This window comes from Streptomyces sp. NPDC048370 (assembly GCF_043200825.1).
Taxonomy (GTDB): domain Bacteria; phylum Actinomycetota; class Actinomycetes; order Streptomycetales; family Streptomycetaceae; genus Streptomyces.
Genome location: NZ_JBICYI010000028.1, coordinates 1 through 16270 on the forward strand (window position 1 = coordinate 1; position 16270 = coordinate 16270).

Annotated in this window: 14 protein-coding genes and 1 pseudogene; 7 read left to right on the forward strand and 8 right to left on the reverse strand. The window is 67.4% G+C overall.

What is annotated here, in order from left to right; all coding sequences use genetic code 11:
• Positions 1-143: 143 nt before the first annotated feature.
• The 5 genes from ACGFYP_RS34420 to ACGFYP_RS34440 form a co-directional block, all read right to left on the reverse strand.
• Complete coding sequence (locus ACGFYP_RS34420; RefSeq protein WP_393502041.1) at positions 144-2576, reverse strand: tetratricopeptide repeat protein; 2433 nt, start codon at positions 2574-2576, stop codon at positions 144-146.
• On the reverse strand, positions 2459-3511 hold the full coding sequence (locus tag ACGFYP_RS34425; protein WP_393502020.1) for a hypothetical protein: 1053 nt from the start codon (positions 3509-3511) through the stop codon (positions 2459-2461). The genes ACGFYP_RS34420 and ACGFYP_RS34425 overlap by 118 nt, the downstream gene beginning before the upstream one ends.
• Before the next feature lie 35 nt (positions 3512-3546).
• The gene (locus ACGFYP_RS34430; protein ID WP_393502022.1) at positions 3547-4011 is read right to left on the reverse strand and encodes a hypothetical protein; all 465 of its coding nucleotides are present in this window, start codon (positions 4009-4011) and stop codon (positions 3547-3549) included.
• 550 nt (positions 4012-4561) lie between these two features.
• A complete protein-coding gene (locus ACGFYP_RS34435; RefSeq protein ID WP_393502024.1) occupies positions 4562-6265 on the reverse strand; it encodes an NAD(P)/FAD-dependent oxidoreductase in 1704 nt (567 codons plus the stop codon).
• Complete coding sequence (locus tag ACGFYP_RS34440; protein ID WP_393502026.1) at positions 6262-6711, reverse strand: hypothetical protein; 450 nt, start codon at positions 6709-6711, stop codon at positions 6262-6264. Before ACGFYP_RS34440 ends, ACGFYP_RS34435 begins: the two co-directional genes overlap by 4 nt.
• A gap of 1648 nt (positions 6712-8359) precedes the next feature.
• Between ACGFYP_RS34440 and ACGFYP_RS34445 the strand changes: the two genes are divergently transcribed.
• From ACGFYP_RS34445 to ACGFYP_RS34460, 4 genes are all read left to right on the forward strand, one after another.
• Positions 8360-8608, forward strand: coding sequence for a hypothetical protein (locus tag ACGFYP_RS34445; protein WP_393502028.1), 249 nt, complete (start codon positions 8360-8362; stop codon positions 8606-8608).
• Between the two features lie 91 nt (positions 8609-8699).
• Positions 8700-8939, forward strand: a complete 240-nt coding sequence (locus tag ACGFYP_RS34450) for a hypothetical protein (RefSeq protein WP_393502030.1) — start codon at positions 8700-8702, stop codon at positions 8937-8939.
• 395 nt (positions 8940-9334) lie between these two features.
• Positions 9335-11080, forward strand: coding sequence for a pentapeptide repeat-containing protein (locus ACGFYP_RS34455; RefSeq protein WP_393502032.1), 1746 nt, complete (start codon positions 9335-9337; stop codon positions 11078-11080).
• Between the two features lie 301 nt (positions 11081-11381).
• A complete protein-coding gene (locus tag ACGFYP_RS34460) occupies positions 11382-11738 on the forward strand; it encodes a hypothetical protein (RefSeq protein WP_393502033.1) in 357 nt (118 codons plus the stop codon).
• On the opposite strand, the pseudogene ACGFYP_RS34465 reads toward ACGFYP_RS34460, so the two are convergent.
• Both ACGFYP_RS34465 and ACGFYP_RS34470 read right to left on the reverse strand, forming a co-directional pair.
• Positions 11728-12544, reverse strand: a pseudogene (locus tag ACGFYP_RS34465) (IS5 family transposase). The gene ACGFYP_RS34460 and the pseudogene ACGFYP_RS34465 overlap by 11 nt on opposite strands.
• Positions 12545-12628: 84 nt before the next feature.
• A complete protein-coding gene (locus ACGFYP_RS34470; protein ID WP_393502034.1) occupies positions 12629-13084 on the reverse strand; it encodes an Lrp/AsnC family transcriptional regulator in 456 nt (151 codons plus the stop codon).
• A 111-nt stretch (positions 13085-13195) separates the two neighbouring features.
• Between ACGFYP_RS34470 and ACGFYP_RS34475 the strand changes: the two genes are divergently transcribed.
• From ACGFYP_RS34475 to ACGFYP_RS34485, 3 genes are read left to right on the forward strand one after another with little or no spacing between them, the layout of a single operon-like run.
• Positions 13196-13813 carry a LysE family translocator gene (locus tag ACGFYP_RS34475; protein ID WP_393502035.1) on the forward strand — a complete coding sequence of 206 codons (618 nt, stop codon included), beginning with the start codon at positions 13196-13198 and terminating at the stop codon, positions 13811-13813.
• Positions 13814-13861: 48 nt separating this feature from the next.
• Positions 13862-14320, forward strand: a complete 459-nt coding sequence (locus ACGFYP_RS34480) for a PaaI family thioesterase (RefSeq protein ID WP_393502037.1) — start codon at positions 13862-13864, stop codon at positions 14318-14320.
• Entirely contained in the window at positions 14317-15303 is a 987-nt protein-coding gene (locus ACGFYP_RS34485) for an MBL fold metallo-hydrolase (RefSeq protein ID WP_393502038.1), read from the forward strand. The genes ACGFYP_RS34480 and ACGFYP_RS34485 overlap by 4 nt, the downstream gene beginning before the upstream one ends.
• Positions 15304-15373: 70 nt before the next feature.
• Here ACGFYP_RS34485 and panB read toward each other — a convergent pair whose 3' ends face one another.
• Positions 15374-16051, reverse strand: coding sequence for a 3-methyl-2-oxobutanoate hydroxymethyltransferase (panB, locus tag ACGFYP_RS34490; RefSeq protein WP_393502039.1), 678 nt, complete (start codon positions 16049-16051; stop codon positions 15374-15376).
• Positions 16052-16270: the final 219 nt, after the last annotated feature.

Consider the following 16270-nt stretch of genomic DNA (forward strand, 5'->3'; position numbering starts at 1 on the left):
TCGCCACCATGCACAACCTCGCCATGACACGCTGAAGCAGCAGGTCAGACGCCGCTTTGGCCTGCCGACGCCCAAGCTTCTGCAACACCCTTTAGCCCCCCACCGCCGCACGGGCGATGAGCATCCGTTCGAGCCATGGGTATTCAGCGACCTCCTATTCGGCGCCAGAGCCGGGATCCCCAAGACTTGGCGGGGTTGGCCTTCGCCAACTCGTTGCGGATCGCCACCGCCTCCTGAGCTGGTGCCAAAGCCTCCTTCCTCCGGCCCACCGCCGACAGCTGGACGCCCAGGTTGTCCAGCGCCATGGCGAGGTTGGACAGGTGGACAGCGGGGTTGGCTCTCGCCGACTCGCGAAAGAGGCGGGCCGACTCCTGGGCCGGTGCCACGGCCTCCTTCTGTCGCCCCATCGCCGACAACTGCACGCTCAGGTTGTTCAGCGCGCCGGCGAGATCGGGCAGGTGCACGGCGGGGTTGGCCTTCGCCAACTCGCGGCGGATTGCCACCGCCTCCTCAGTCGGCGACAGAGCCTCCTTGTTTCGATTCACCGACCAGAGCCATGAGCCGAGGTTACTCAGCGTCATGGCGAAGTTGGGCATGTGGGCAGCGGGGTTGGCCTTCGCCAGCTCACGGTAGAGGCGGGCCGCCTCCCGAGCCGCTGTTACGGCCTCCTCCCGTCGGCCCACCTCCGCGAGGGTGCGGCCGAGGTTGTTCAGCGCTCCGGCGAGTTCATGCTTGTACGCGGCGGGGTTGGTCTTCTCGAGCTCGCGGAAGATCCCGGTCGCCTCCCGGGCCGGCGGCAAAGCCTGCTTCTGCTGGCCCGCCGCTGTCAGCTGGACGCTGAGGTTGTTCAGCGCCCCTGCGAGAGTGGGCAGGTGGGCGGCGCGGTTGGCCTTCACCAACCTACGGACTATGCCGGCCGCCTCCTGAGCCATCGCCACGGCCTCGTCCCGCCGGCCCACTTCCCAAAGCCGTAGGCCCAGGAAGTCCAGCGCAGCCGCGAGGCTGGGTAGGTAGGCGGCGGGGTTGCCCTTCACCAGTTCACGGACGATGTCGGCCGCCTCCCGAGCTGGTACCACGGCCTCCTCCCGTCGGCCCACCTCCGCGAGACTGCGGCCGAGGCTGCTCAGCGCCCCGGCGAGTCCGATGGTATGGGCGGCAGGGTTGGCTTTCACCAGTTCACGGAAGATCCCGGCCGCCTCCTGAAGCGGTGCCACGGCCTCCTCCCGCCGCCCCAGGTTCGCGAGGAGAATGCCCAGATTGGTTAGGGACGCGGCGAGGTCGGCCAGGTAGGCGCCAGGGTTGGCCTTCGCTAAATCCCGGCGGATCGCCACCGCCTGCTGAGTCGGCGCCAAAGCCTCCTCCCATCGACCCACCGCTGAGAAACTGTTGCCGAGGTTGGTCAGCGTCGTAGCGCGTGCAGGCAGGTAGGTGGCAGGGCTGTTCTTCGCCAACTCGGCGAAGATGTCGACTATCCCCTGGATCGCTGCCAGAGATTCCTCCCGTCGGCCCGCCTCTGCGAGCTGGATGCTGAGGTTGTTCAGCGCTCCGGCGAGCCTGATCGTGTGAGCGGCGGGGTTGGCTTTCACCAGGTCACTGAGGATCCCGGCCGCCTCCCGAGAAGGTGCAACGGCCTCCTCCCGCTGGCCCGCTGCTGACAAGGCCAGACCGAGGTGACTCAGCCAACTTGCCAGTACAGGCAGGTGGGCGGCGGGGTCGGCTTTCGCCAGCTCACGAAATATGCCGACCGCCTCCCGCACCGGTGCCACGGCCTCCTCCCGCCGACCCACCTCCGAGAGCCGATGACTCAGATAGCCGAGCGACATCCCGAGTTCAGGCAGGTAGGCGACGGGGTCGGCCGCGGCCAACCCGCCGAAGAGGTCCGCAGCTTGCCGGGCCGAGTCGAGGGCCTGCCGGTGCAGGCCTGCGTAGCCGTAGCGCTTGCTGACGTTGGAGTGCAGGGCGGCTCGAGCCGCCGGGTCAGTGGTCGCGGTCAGGCGGTGTTCGGTGAGGCGGGCGGTGACGGCAGCCGCGCCGAGGTCCAGGTCGATGTGGGCGTGGTCGGGCAGGTGGGGCTCGATGGCTTCGAGGACGGAGTCATCGAGCGTCGTCAGGTCGGCCAGGCGAGTCAGAGCGGCGCTGCCTCCTGCCAGAGCGAGTTCGGGGTTCCGGCGAAGGAGAGGGTCGAGGTGCCGCGTGGTCAGGTGGGGCCAGCGGTGGGCTGCTTCGATCATGACGGACAGGGCTTGGCGGGTGTACGCGGCCGGCCCGCCGTCCTTGTCCATGGGCGCGAGGAGCCTGGCGGGTGCGTCGAAGGCCCAGGCGTCGGTGGCGTGGTATCCGAACTCTTCCTCGTGACCGGGCAGTGTGAGAGCCAGGTAGTCCTCGCCGAGGCGGTCGGGAGCGAGGGGGTCGAGTGCCAGTCCGGGTTCTGTAGGCGGGTAACAGCGGCTGTGGTCCTCTACCAGTTGCCCACCGGCCGCCGCGGTGTCGGCGACACCTGCGCGGGCCAGGGCCTCTGCGGCATCGGTGGGCGAAAGGGAGCGGGCGAGAGTGGCCACGTACACGGCCCGGCCCATGTCCTGCTCGGTCGCGCGCACGGGACCGATTCCCTGGTCGTGGGCGGAACGCCAATAGTCGTGTTCACGGTCCAGTAGATACGACGAAAGGCTCGCCTGGCCGCTGCCGGTCGGGGCACCTGCTCGCGGGAGGCGGCGTCCACGTCGACCAACGCGCGCATGTGCACGGTCAAGGTCAGGCCGAACACCGGGTCGTCGAGGCGATCGGGCACGCCGATCCGAGCAGGGTCGCCGAAGGCAAGAACCTCGGCGAACCGGTCGCGGGCCGCGATGTACATGTCGGAACGCACGCCCGGGGCGTCCGGGAGCGCCTCAAGCCGTACGGCCTCGACGTCGAGGATGTCGAGCTTCGCGAACTGGTGCGCCAAGCCCTGCCACCAGGTTCCGGCGGGGCGGGACAGCAGCAGGATTCGAAGTCGGTCACGGGCGGCGTCACGGTGATGGCGAACCAAGGTGATCAGGTCTTCCAACGGCCACCGCTCGGCATAGTCCACGACCATCACCAAGCCCGGGGCACGCACGGTCAGAGCCTCGTCTCCACCGCCGGCCGAGGCGACCTCACTGTGGTGGCGCGCCAGCGCCACAGCCCACCCGTCCTGGGCCGACCGTGCGGCGAACTCGGCGGCCAGGCGGCTCTTGCCCGACCCGCCCTCGGCGTGCACAAGGCGTACCGACAGGCCCGGCGACGGGTCCTCGCGCCAGGACTCCAGAAGCGCCAACTCCGGGGGAGGGAAGAATGGAACCACCTGGTGGCGTGCCGTCAGCAACCGGCTGGGCACACGGGCCAGCCGGGCGGGCACCGCGGCCGGGGCAGCGACGGGGAAAGGCTCCACGCGGTACGGCGGGGAGCCGCGGTAGATGTAGTTGTACTGGTCCCCGTGCTGCACCGCATTCACCCGACCGCCGCCCGTGGCCGTGATGAACTGGGTGTACACGACGCTGTCTTGCGGGGCGCCCGGTAAGTCCACGGTCAGTTCGTCTCTTCGGGCGCCAGGCCCACCGCGCGCCGGGCCAGTGGGGAGTCCATGTATTGGACGTGCTGGGTGCCGTGCTGCACGGCGTTGACCACGCCGTGGTCGCGGGCGGTGTTGTGCTGTACCCACTCCTGCAGCGCCGCTGGCAGTTCAGACTGGATCTCAGCCGTTTGCGTGCTCAGGTCGCCGGCCGCGTCGGGGTGCGCGGTCAGAAGCCTTTGCAGCTCCAGCTGCCACAGTCCGATCAGTGCGCTGCGGGAGCGCTCGACATTCTGGTCCTGGGCGACCAAGGCCGAGTTGGCGTCCAGTTGCGCCTCGATTTGGGCCTGCAGATCTGGGCTGCGGCGGTGGAAGAGTGCCACGACGCGGTTCCGGGCGGTGGTCCATGCATCGGTGGCCATCGCGGCCACGATGGTTGTCGCGCCCGTCATGGCCAACGACTCGATCTCCAGAGGTGTCACGAATACCTCCTTCTCCTCAATTTGACTGTTAACCCGTCGGCTGGGCGGCCTCTGCGTGATTCGTGTCCTTCTCACTGAAGTCGACGGGCGATCACCACCCCTAAGGCCGCGACGGACAGTCTGCAAGACGACGCCGCGCGCGTCGAGGCCCCATGTCCGGGTCGCCCCATTGCTGCTGCGAGTTCTACACGTGCCTGACACTGCGGGGCGTCGCGCAGATCCGGGCTCAAGAGTCCGGGTCAGGTCCGCCGCCCGCGTGGAGGTCTCAGCCTTCGATGTCGCCGTTTCGGACGCTGCTGCCCTGGTTGCCGATCTTGGGGTTGGCGTACACAGAGAGGTCTGACGACGCCCCGCATCAGCCGTCCCCGCACGTACGCACGTCGACCGGAATACGACCGCTGCGGAACAAATGCTCTCCGCCAATAGAGGCCGCCAGATTTCGAGTCTGATTTACCCATGTCTACATTCCGTCGTACTGGCGGTCGCGCTGTCATTGGCACAGCCCGGCGATAAGGGAGATTGCCCGGCGGTCGCCCGCTATTTCGAGGTATTAGTTTGCCGCCTCTTTCGCGTCATGGATGACCTTTCGCAAGACCCAGGCCTGGCTTTCTTCGTCCTTGAGGACCTCCTGCCACGTGTCTTTCAGATAGCGCTCCATCGAGGCAACTGCCGCCACGCCCTGCCCTACAGCCTGGCCGACGCGGCCATGCGCTTTGACCCGCACATCCCCTGCGGCGAACACTCCCGGGGCGCTGGTGGCGAACATCAGTTCACCTTTGGGGTCGAGGTAGGCGTCCGTTCGAATGAAACCTCTATCGAGCTGGATATTGACGAAATTGTCGCCTGGCTCGTCCTCGCCTTCCGTATTCAGCCAGTCCGTGGCGGGTTTGCCGCCAGCCAGTACGAAAACTTTGGCGGCCGGAATTTCCTCCCCGCTGGAGAGCTGGACGTGTGTGAGGTGGTCGTTGTTTCCGATAAATTTGTTGACTGTTAGCGGAGGGCTCTTGAATTCGATTCCTCCATTTCCATGGAGAGCGGCCTGCAAATGGTAAGACATGGTCACTTCTTTAGGTGCAACGGTTACGAGCTCCGCTCCGCACGCATTGAGAAGCAATGCTGCTTGGCCCGCAGAATCTCCCCCGCCGACAATGACGATGTTCTTCCCTGCTGCCGTGACCGCGTCGCATTTTTCCATCCCATATTGGACTTCTCCGCTTGCGGTAAACCGCTGCTCGCTTAAGGCTTCCGGGGAGCCGGGGTTGTTGAAAATGGACTCAGGCTGCCGTCCGCAGGCCAGTAGCACCATGGCTGCCGACGCTACCGCACCTCCGTTGCCGGTTTTCACATCAATCAGGTAGCGACGGCTATGCGTAGGGTCCTTTCTGAGCCGCGCAGCTGTCCAGTTGGGCCTGATGTCAACCTTCAGTAGGTCCGCCTGCGCAACGGCGAGCTTGAGTAGCTTCGTCCCGGTGACTCCACCAGGAAATCCCAGATAGTTCTCGATCAGGTTGATCGACATAACCGCGTTGCCGCCCGGATTCTCCCCTCCGATGACTAGCGTGCTTAGGCCGGCGTTAGCGCTGGCACTGATCGCTGCGGACAGGCCTGCAGGGCCAGCGCCCACGATGACCAGGTCATATTTGCGGTCAGATCTAGGTGGGGTTTTGATGAGTCCCAGTTCGATGTATAGGTTACTGGCGGTTGGGTTAAATTCCTTCCCTAGTCCAACCTTGGCTGCAATGTCGGGCCCGTCTTCTTTAGTGGTCCACTGGTATGGAATCCCGTGACGCAACAGAAACCATCGCAGGCGGATCGCCCTCACGGTTTCATGCGGTCCTTCAAGTCGCAGCCTCACGCGTGCTGGAGTCCAATCGAAGAACGACTGTTCTACCCGTTGTTCAAACTTCCCCTCCGACTCGAGAGAGTGGAAGATTCCTTCATCCAAGTTCTGATGAAATTCTTGCTTCTCGGGCAACGGCTCCACTCCCGCTCGGCCGTTGCGCACTTGAATCTTCGCCTTGATGCGTGCCTGATTCAAGTCGGGCTGGAAGAATGCGCATACGAGACGCCGGAACCACGGTTTTCGGCAGGCAGTATCGAGCTCGTTGAGTTGGATCCCGATGACCTCGATACTGCCGGCACACCATTCTTCAACCTGTTCGACGAGGCGCTTCCGAAGTCTTGGGCGAGAATGGATGACAAGGATGACCGGCCTTTCAGTGAGCATGGCAGGTCCCGATTTCTCTTCCCTCACCAGCCGCCTCCCAGTCGGTAGAGCTTGCCGACTCGGACGGAGTCGGCGCCGGCCTCGCAGGGTCTGAGCGTAGTGACGCAGGCGTGGTCGTTGGCGCCGTTAGGAACCCACCTCTGCGTACCGAGAAACGTCGACGCCCCGGCCAACATCCAGACGAACCCGAACGTCATTCGGTAATAGCCGGTGCCGGATGTGGGCTGGAAATAGATCGCGGGGATCTTCACTTCAGCCTGGTTCGCCGCGAGTTGGACCACGTACTGCTTCTGAGTGATGGTCACCCAGGCCTGTCCGTTCCACCGCTCGAGGAAGTAAGTTGCGACGATCACCTGGGCGCCGGAATGAGCGGGGCTGCGTTGCGCCGTCGCACCAACAGAGCTGTTGAAGGTGAGGGTCGCCGGCTGCCACGCGTACGCAAGATCGGACACGCTCACCTGCGGCAGATCCACAATCCCAGGCTGGCCGTCCGAATCCCCGGGGGCCCATGCGCTGGCGGGGGTGGCCGCGCAGGCCATACCGATGAAGAGAAGCAGTATGAGGCCGAGCAGGCCGATGGTGCCGGGGCCAGTGCGAGGCGAAGATGCGGCGTCAGCTCGACAATCGAGGGTGGGATTCCTCTGGAGGATCATGAGATCTCTCCCCGTTGTGTCGTCCCGGGACGGGCGTTCCCACCGTTAGGCGTGGTGGAAGCCTGCTAGTCGCCGACCGCTGGGCAGAACGCGGAAGCGCTCGAAGCCAGAGCCACAGGCCCACTGATTGCCGACAATAGGTCGAGGCACACTGGCCGCCCACCACGAGCAGTCCAGCAGTCACGATCACGACTGCCTCTGGTTCCCCGCTTCATTGCGCCTCCATGCGAAGGCTGTGGGCTCTCTTCCAATGTGCGCCCCGGCGCCCTGCCCCGCATCTGGATGTCTCTGGATGGCGGCGCCTTCCCGGAGATGGAGGCGTGCGGCTGCTGGGCCGACCGGCGCGACATCCGTGTCCGGCTCGTGCCCCTCCCGGCCTGGAACGAGCCACCGTTCTGAACACCGCCGTCCCCGGCCTGAGTCCAGCCGGGGACGGAAGCGCAGCGCGGGAGGGCCACAGCCTCCGCGAAGAGTCGGCCGCCCCGCACGCCCCGTTTCACCCGAACCGCGCTCATGGAGGTCGACCAGGCCGTCCACCGGGCGGTCGGCGTCGCCGCCGCACTCGTCACCCCCTGGATCACCCTGCGCAAGGACGGCTGCCGATAGCCGCCGACGCCGTGGTCGCCCCTCAGCTCGACGCCCCGAACTCTCGAACCTGAAGTATGCATAGTCTTGAAATGCATAATGAGGGTCTGCATTATGAGCGTGTCGGAACGACGTCCGGCGGGGGACCGGCCAGGTCGCCAACTCAGCTCGCAGGCCGGACCTCTCGGCCTGAACCATCCTGAATCCCCAGAGGAGAAGCACATGACATCGAACTCTGCCCGCCGCCTGACCACACGGGCCCTGTAACGCGTGCTCCAGCTCACCGACCCGGCCGCCACCGCCGCCATGCTGATCACGCTCGGACTGTGGGTCACCGATGCCGGCCCCGAGTCGCTCGCGAACGCCAACCTCTCGGCCGTCCTGCTCTACGCGGTCGCCATCCTCGGCGCCCGTTCCCTGGTCGGCATCGTCACCCGGAGCTTCATCGACCTGATCGACCCGGACCGCTGGGACGGCTACAGCGCCTTCGAGACCTCCCGGAGGATCGCAGAGCTGCGCGCCGACATCGACAATGGCGCCGACATCGACGAGGTCCTGGCCGGGCTGCGCGACAGCAAGCTCGTGCCCGAGTTCCTCGCGACCCTCCGCGCGCTCGGAGCCGGGTTCGCCTCCCGCGGCGACGACGCTCAGAGCCGGCGCCGTCGATCACCTGCGCAACGCGGACAAGAACATCAAGCCGCTCCACAGCACGACGGCCAGGACCGAGGCCAGCAGCGCAATGGCCGGGACCCCGAAGTAACTCCGCCCCGGAGACGGCGGCCAGGTCGCCAAACTCAGCCCACCGTCCCCGGGCCTCCCAACCCGCTCCAACCGGAGCAGGGGGCCGAAACCATCGTGCCTCACCACCGCGAGGAGCAGAACCATGACCCCCCGATCCGACGACATCGACCAGGAGCGCGAGGACCTCAAGAAGACCCTCGCTGCCGCCAAGGCCAAGCGGGACAAGATCTTCGAAGACACCGACAAGCTCCGCGAGGCCGCCGAAGCCGAGTTCTGGAAGACCGTCGGTACCAAGCTTGACGGCGCGTACCACGGCGCCCGCACCGACGCCGTCGAAGTCCTCGGCGTCACCCGCGACTACATCCTCAAGAGGACCAAGCAGCACAGCTAACGAACCCGCCCAGGGGCCAGCCGCCAGGTCGCCAACCACTCAGCCGGCCACCCCCGGGCTCCTCCCACCCGACCCGCACGAGGCGTACGCCTTGGGTCTGCGTGACCGCATCCGCTCCGCCGCGTACGACGCGATGACGAACTCGGACGGCTCACCCGCCGGCGCCCGACGCGCCACTCAGGCCGCCTCCCTGCTCGCCTCCACGGCCGCCGACCACAACACCGTGGCCGCTGCGACGCTTGCCGGACTCGGCGCCATCGCCGTCGCGGCCGAAGGCGCGCTGTCCAACTACGTCTACCCCACCGGCAACTACGCCTCCTTCGCCGAGTAGACCGGTATGCAGCGCTGGCTGCATCCCACACGCAGTCGTCGCGCCCCCGATCGGCCTGCAGAACTGTCATGCCCGAGAAGCCACGGCTCTCCAGCGCGGATCTCCACATCGACGCCCCGAGAGAGCACCACCTTCCCCGGCCGCATGCCCTGCCGCAAGCCACGGCCCTGGTCACTTGCCTGTCCACCCGGCCGTGCCGCCCGGGCCCAGCAACTGGCCCGGGCGGCGCGGGGGACCGGACAGCCCGGCCCGCACCCTCAACCAGATCGGAAGACCTTGATGCGTCTCTTCTCCTCCCCGGCCAAACCCCGGCTTACCGAGAATCCCGGCTTCGGTTCCCTGGCGGGCGCGAGCCGACTGGCAACCGTCGGTAGGCAGGTGATGTCCTCACCCGTATGCCTTCCACCCCAGCGCCCGTCGTTCCGAACTGGCCCTACTGCGGCGACGGCGTCACCGTCGGGGACCGCGCCGGATGCACCGGACGCTCCGTCGACCCCCATCGCTCCTGCTTGGCCCACCTCTCCGACCTCGACCGCGACACCCACCTCGCGAGCCTGAGCGCCGGCGACGATATCGACTGCCGGGGCACTAGCTTCACCGCACAGCTACTCAACCAATTGCTTAACGCCCTGATCGACCCCACAACAAACCGCCCACGTCTCGGCGTCGCACGGTTCCACGCGACCACCTTTTCCGGCCCCGCCTCGTTCGACTCCGCCACCTTCGCGGGGGCGGCACGGTTTGACTCGGCCACCTTCGCGGGCGACGTCTGGTTCGGGTCGGCCACCTTCACGGGCGCCGCACGGTTTGACTCGGCCACCTTCGCGGGCCCCGCCTTGTTCGGGTCGGCCACCTTCGCGGGGGCGGCACGGTTTGACTCGGCCACCTTCGCGGGCGACGTCTGGTTCGGGTCGGCCACCTTCGCGGGCGCCGCACGGTTTGACTCGTCTACGTTTAATGGCCCCGTCTGGTTCGGGTTGGTCACCTTCGCCAGTGACGCCTGGTTCAATTCGGCGGTGTTCGAGCGGGCAGGGGAGTTGGGGCCCCTGGCCTGCGGGAAGACAGTCTCCCTGTCGGGGGCTAGGTTCAACGGGCCGGTGACACTGTCGATCGCGGCCCGGCATGTGGTGTGTTATCGCACTCGCTGGGCAGCAACCGCAACGCTGCGACTGCGTCATGCCGACATCGACTTCGCGCACGCCGTCTTCGAGTACCCCCTGAGCATCGCCGCCGAGCAAACACCCTTCTTCCTCTCCGACGGCACCGTCCTCCCGGATGCTCTCATCACCGAAACAGCTGGCCCGGGCGTGCGGATAGTCTCTCTGCGTGGGGTCGACGCAGCCCACTTGGTGCTCGCCGACATCGACCTGACACGTTGCCTATTCACGGGAATCGTGCACCTCGACCAGATCCGTCTGGAAGGCAACTGCATCTTCGCCACCGTCCCGGACCGCACGCACTGGCTGCGGCTCCGCCCTCAGCGGTTCACCCGGCGCCAAACCATCGCAGAGGAGCACTACTGGCGCTCCAGTCAGCCCACCGCAGTTCCGGGCTGGTACCAACCCTTGTCCGCTACCTGGCATGCCGAACGTGTGGGGCCCGCGCAGCTCGCCCCGGTCTACCGGGCACTGCGCAAGGCATTCGAGGACAGCAAGAACGAGCCGGATGCCGCAGACTTCTACTACGGCGAAATGGAGATGCGTCGCCACGACCTTGACCGTCCGCGCGCCGAACGGGCGCTTCTCGCGGCCTATTGGGCGCTATCAGGATACGGACTGCGCGCCACCCGCACCGCAGCGTGGCTGCTACTCGCGATGACCGGCACACTGCTCGCGATGATGCTCTGGGGCCTGCCCGCGGACAACTGGAAACCGGAGACTGTGGGCACCGTGCATGGCCAGCAGGTACGGCTGCCCACTGAGCAACCGGACCCGGTGAAACCCACCAATGCCCTGCACGAGCGCCTCTCCACCAAGCGTTTTGAGAAGGGCTTCCGTGTCGTGGTCAATTCCGTGATCTTCCGGTCCTCCGGCCAGGACCTCACCACCGTCGGCACCTACACGGAAATGGCCTCCCGCCTCACCGAGCCCGTCCTCCTCGGTCTCGCTGTCCTTGCCATCCGCGGACGCGTCAAGCGATAACCGAGGATCGGGCAGACGATCACCCCCGGCCTTTCGTCCTCCACCATGCGACTTTCGTCGAACTTGGTGTCCTACGCCATGTTTTCCGGGGCCCCAGGAGCATTGCCATCGGATGCGCCGGGAGCCGCCACAGGGCTTGCGTCCTCACTGAAATCGCTGGTCACCAGCCGAGAGCTCGGGCACGACGCCGTGATGAAGCTTGCACGCCCACCCGCCGCCCGTTCTGAAGGGGGCAAATCGTGATCACTTCCTTTAGACGTCGTTTCTTATGGCTGTCAGAGCGACGTGAGAGTGTCCTGGCATGAGCTACGACCTTGCTGTCTGGGAAGGCGAGAGGCCGGCGGACGACAAGACCGCCGGCCGAGTTTTCAACGAGCTGTACGACCGCTACATCGACGGCGAGGTGGAAGAGCCTCCATCCGAACGCATCGCGGCCTATGTGGCTGCGCTGCTTGAGCGGTGGTGTGACCTCACCGAGGACGAGGAGGACACTTCGCCCTGGTCAACCGGCCCGTTGATCGGTGAGGCCAGCGGCCCTCTGATCTACTTCCCCATGCGGTGGAGCATGGCCGAGGAGGCATCGGCCTACGCAACAACCGTGGCGGAGTCCATGGGGCTGGTCTGCTTCGACGTGCAGCAGGACCGGCTCAGGCCGTGAGCGGGCCCAATCGGCGATAGCCGATCAGGGTCGCGGCTATGCCGACGAAGGCGAGGAAGTGTTCGGCCTTGCGTTCGTAACGGCGGTGGAGCCTTCGGCAGCCGGCCAGCCAGGACACGGTTCGCTCGACCACCCAGCGATGCCGGCCAGCCGCTGCGAGGACTCGACGCCCTTGCGAGCGATGCGGTGGCGGATGCCACGCCAGCGAAGCCATCGGCGCAGGTGGTCGTAGTCGTAGCCCTTGTCCGCATGCAGCTTCGCCGGCCTCCGGCGCCGGGGCCCGCGGCGGGAGCGGATGGGCGGGATGCCGCGGACGAGAGGTTCCAGGCCCTGGCTGTCGTGCATGTTCGCGCCGGAGATGCCCAGGGACAGCGGCAGTCCGTTCCGGTCGGTGATCAGGTGGATTTTCTATCCCAGCTTGCCGCGGTCGGTCGGATTCGGTCCGGTCAGTGGCCCCCTTTTGCCGCCCGCAGGCTGACGGAGTCGATCGCGCACCGCGACCAGTCCGGCTCGCCTCGCACTCCGAGTTCGTCGAGGATCACGCGGTAGAGCCGGGCCCAGACCCGGTCCCGGCTCCACTGGGCGAACCGGCGGTAGACCGTGGGCCAGGCAGGACCGAACACCGGCGGCAACTGCCGCCATGTGTAGCCCGATGTCGCCACGAAGATGATCGCCGCCAAGGTTTCACGGTCACCCGCTCGGCGTCGTCCACCACCCTGCGGACGCGCCACGACTGTTGGCGGCACCACCCGTCGGAACAGCACCCAAAGCTCGTCTGGCACAAGCCGCTCAACTAGATCCGTCATGCACGGTTCAACGAACGATAACGCCATAAGAACGTCCTACTTCTCCGTGCTCCACCAGAGAGGCGAACGTTGGCTGATGCGGCACTAGTTCTCCGGCAGCGGGCGGTCGTCAATGACGTTCTTCATGACGAGGGTGGAGGTCAGGCGTTGAACGCCGGGGAGTCGGGCGAGCTGCTGGTCGTAGAGCTGCTGGAACGCGGCAAGGTCGCTGGTGGCGACTCGCAGGAGGTAGTCGGGTTCGCCGAACAGGCGCTGTGCCTGGAGCACGTGTGGGACGGCTGCCACGGCCTCTTCGAAGGCGGTGACGGTGTCGGGTGTCTCCCAGCGCAGGGTGGCGAAGACGAGGGCCTCGAAGTGAAGGCCGATGGCGCCGGGGTCGACGACGGCGCGGTAGCCGCGGATGGCGCCCTCGCGTTCGAGGTCGCGCAGCCTGCGGTGGCAGGGCGAGACGCTGAGCTGCACGCGGGCGGCCAGCTCGGTGACCGTCAGGCGGCCGTCGAGCTGCAGCTCGGCAAGAATCTTCCGGTCCATGGCATCCATGGAGAATATTCTCCCCCACATCACGCGATCATGGGTTAAAAACGCAAGCACTTTCGGGCATATCCGGCCTAGCCTTCCCTCCAGAGCAAGATGTGCGAGAGGGAACGATCGATGGATACGACGACGCTGGCGGCCTTCCTGGCTGTGGACCTGCTGCTGGTGTTCACTCCGGGCGCGGACTGGGCCTACGCGATCTCCGCCGGAGTGCGGGGACGCTCGGTCGTCCCGGCCGTCACCGGGCTGATCGCCGGGCACGCGGCCTATGCGCTGGTGGCCGTCGCGGGCCTGGCGGTGATCGTGGCGAGCTCCCCGGCCGCGCTCACCGCGCTGACCGTGGCGGGTGCCGGCTACCTGCTGTGGCTGGGCTGGGGCGTCCTGCGGCAGCCAGCCGTGCCGGCCGCAGCAGGAGAGAACGCGGACGCCTCCCGGCTGCAGGTACTGCTCAAGGGGGCCGGGATCAGTGGCCTGAACCCGAAGGCGCTGCTGCTGTACTTCTCGCTGTTCCCGCAGTTCATTGACCCTGCCACGGGCTGGCCGGTCGCCGCGCAGACGGGTCTGCTCAGCACGATGCACCTGGCCGCGTGCGCCGTCGTCTACCTGGCCGTCGGCGTCCTGGCCCGCACGGTCCTGAGCACCCGGCCATCGGCCGCCCAAGTCGTCACCCGCATCAGCGGTGCCATGATGATCGCCATCGGCGCCTTCCTGCTGGTGGAACGCCTGGTCCGCTGAGGAACCCATCCCGCTCCACTAGACACGGACCCGAAGGAGAGCACCCACGTGGAAGACCAGACGCGGCAGGAACAGGCGAGCCCCGCGGTGCAAAAGCGCGTCCAGGACAGCTTCGACCGGCAGGGCCTGATGTCCCACCTTGGCGCGCGACTCGCTCACATCGGGCCCGGCCGGGTACACATCGTGCTTTCGGTCCGCCCCGAAGTGACCCAGCAGCACGGCTACGTCCACGCCGGCGCCACCAGCGCCATCGCCGACAGCGCGGGCGGCTACGCCGCGCTCACCCTGTCCGACGAGGACTCCGAGGTCCTCACCGTCGAGTACAAGATCAACCTTCTCGCGCCCGCCGCCGGCGACCACCTCGAAGCAATCGGCACCGTCCTCAAGCCCGGACGCACCCTGACCGTCTGCCAGCTGGAGGTCTACGGCGTCCAGGCCGACGGCGCCCGCAAGCTCGTCGCCAACGGTCAGCAGACCCTGATCCGCGTGAACAGGCCCGCCCAGTGAGCCCCCAGCGGTCCGTTCCGGACCTGCCGTCGTGGCTGACGTGGTGGCAGCGCCCCTTCCCCGACGCCAACACCCTCCTGCTGCCCGGACGGCAACCGGCCCTGGTCGACACCGGCTTCGTCGGCCACGCCGACGAGACCGCCGCCTGGGCCCGCACACACGCCGGGAACATCGCCCTCGTCGTCAACACCCACTGGCACTCCGACCACGTCGGCGGCAACGCCCTCCTCCAGGCCCAAGGCGCCGCCATCGCCGCCGGAACCCCAGAGGCCGACGCGATCACCCGCCGCGACCCCGGCTGCTGCGCCGCCGAGTACCTCGACCAGCCCGTCGCCCCGTACACCGTCGACCTTGCGCTTGACGACGGACAGCTCCTCCGCCTCGGCGACACCGACTGGGAGGTGGTCCGTACTCCCGGCCACACGCCCGGCCATGTGGCGTTGTGGCAGCCGAAGGAGCGGCTGCTCGTGGTCGGCGACGCGCTGTCGGACTACGACACCGGCTGGGTGAACCTCGCCCTCGACGGCCTTGACGCGGCCACCACCGCACTCGCCTCCCTCAAACGGATGGCCGACCTCGACCCGCGCCTGATCCTCCCCTCCCACGGCCCGATCCCCGCCGACCCCGCAGCCGCGTTCGCCGCTGCCCTGCGCCGTGCCCAGCGGCTCGTCGACGACCCGGCCGGAGCGGTCTGGTACGGCGCACGGCGGATCCTCGCGTTCGCCCTGATGATCCGCGACGGAATCCCGGCCGACGAGGTCGACCCGTACCTCCACGCCCGTGCCTGGCTAACCGACGCCGCCCGCCTCCTGGACGTGACCCCCGAAGACCTCGCCGCCGAACTGGTCACGACCATGCTCCGCAGCGGTGCCATAGCCCTGCGCGACGGCCGCCTCCACGCCGCCGCCGACCACACCCCTGTGGCGCCCGAGGCGTTGCGCGTGCCCTACCCCCGAGCCTGGCCGGCGATCGAGCCGCGCTGACACCTGCTGGAACGAGGGGCGGGCGAGTGGCCGGAGGCCGCTCGCCCGCCCCTATACCCGTCCGCTCCGGTCAGAAGGTGTGCTCCGGTGCCGGGAAGGTCCCCTCTGCCACGTCGGCCGCGAAGTTTTGGGCCGCCTCGCGCAGTACGCCGTGCACATCGGCGTACTGCTTCACGAACCGCGGCAGCCGCCCCGTCCTCAGGCCGGCCATGTCCTGCCAGACCAACACCTGCGCGTCACACCCGTTCCCCGCGCCGATGCCGACGGTGGGCACCGCCACGCTCCGCGTGATCTCCGCGCCGACGTGCTCGGGCACCATCTCGATCAGCACGGCGAACGCACCGGCCGCCTCCAGCGCTTTCGCCGCCGACACCAGCCGCTGCGCATCCTCACCCCGGCCCTGCACCCGGTAGCCGCCGAGGCTGTGCTCGGCCTGTGGGGTGAACCCGATGTGTGCCATCACGGGGATTCCGGAGCGGGCCGGCAGTTCCACCTGGGGCACCATCTCCTCACCGCCCTCCAGCTTCACCGCGTGCGCGCCGGCCTCCTTCATGAACCGCACCGCTGTGTGGAAGCATTGCTCCGCGGATGCCTCGTACGAGCCGAAGGGCAGGTCCGCGATCACCAGCGTCTGCCGGGCGGCCCCGGACACCGCGCGTACGAGCGGAAGTAGTTCGTCCACCGTATCCGGCAAAGACGTCTTGTTCCCGAAGACGTTGTTCGACGCCGAGTCCCCGATCAGCAGCACCGGGATGCCCGCCTCGTCGAAGGTCGCCGCGATGACCGACCAGGTCCCGCCCTTCGGGCCGGCCTCCGCGCACGCGGCACGGCCACGGGGCGGGACCCCGGTCGGGCCTCACTCGGAAGCGGTTGCGCAGCGGGCTCCAGGCCCGTGTACGGGCGCTAGATGCGTGACTTCCGTACTGAGTGCCATGCCGCCCCGGCCAGAGCCCGCGTCGATCGGAAC

Excerpts from the sequence above, each read along its gene's own strand:
- ACGFYP_RS34420 (WP_393502041.1), bottom strand. The coding sequence starts at position 2,576 with ATGGGCCGGGCCGTGTACGTGGCCACTCTCGCCCGCTCCCTTTCGCCC.
- ACGFYP_RS34445 (WP_393502028.1), top strand. The coding sequence starts at position 8,360 with ATGACCCCCCGATCCGACGACATCGACCAGGAGCGCGAGGACCTCAAG.
- ACGFYP_RS34455 (WP_393502032.1), top strand. The coding sequence starts at position 9,335 with ATGCCTTCCACCCCAGCGCCCGTCGTTCCGAACTGGCCCTACTGCGGC.
- ACGFYP_RS34460 (WP_393502033.1), top strand. The coding sequence starts at position 11,382 with ATGAGCTACGACCTTGCTGTCTGGGAAGGCGAGAGGCCGGCGGACGAC.
- ACGFYP_RS34470 (WP_393502034.1), bottom strand. The coding sequence starts at position 13,084 with ATGGATGCCATGGACCGGAAGATTCTTGCCGAGCTGCAGCTCGACGGC.
- ACGFYP_RS34475 (WP_393502035.1), top strand. The coding sequence starts at position 13,196 with ATGGATACGACGACGCTGGCGGCCTTCCTGGCTGTGGACCTGCTGCTG.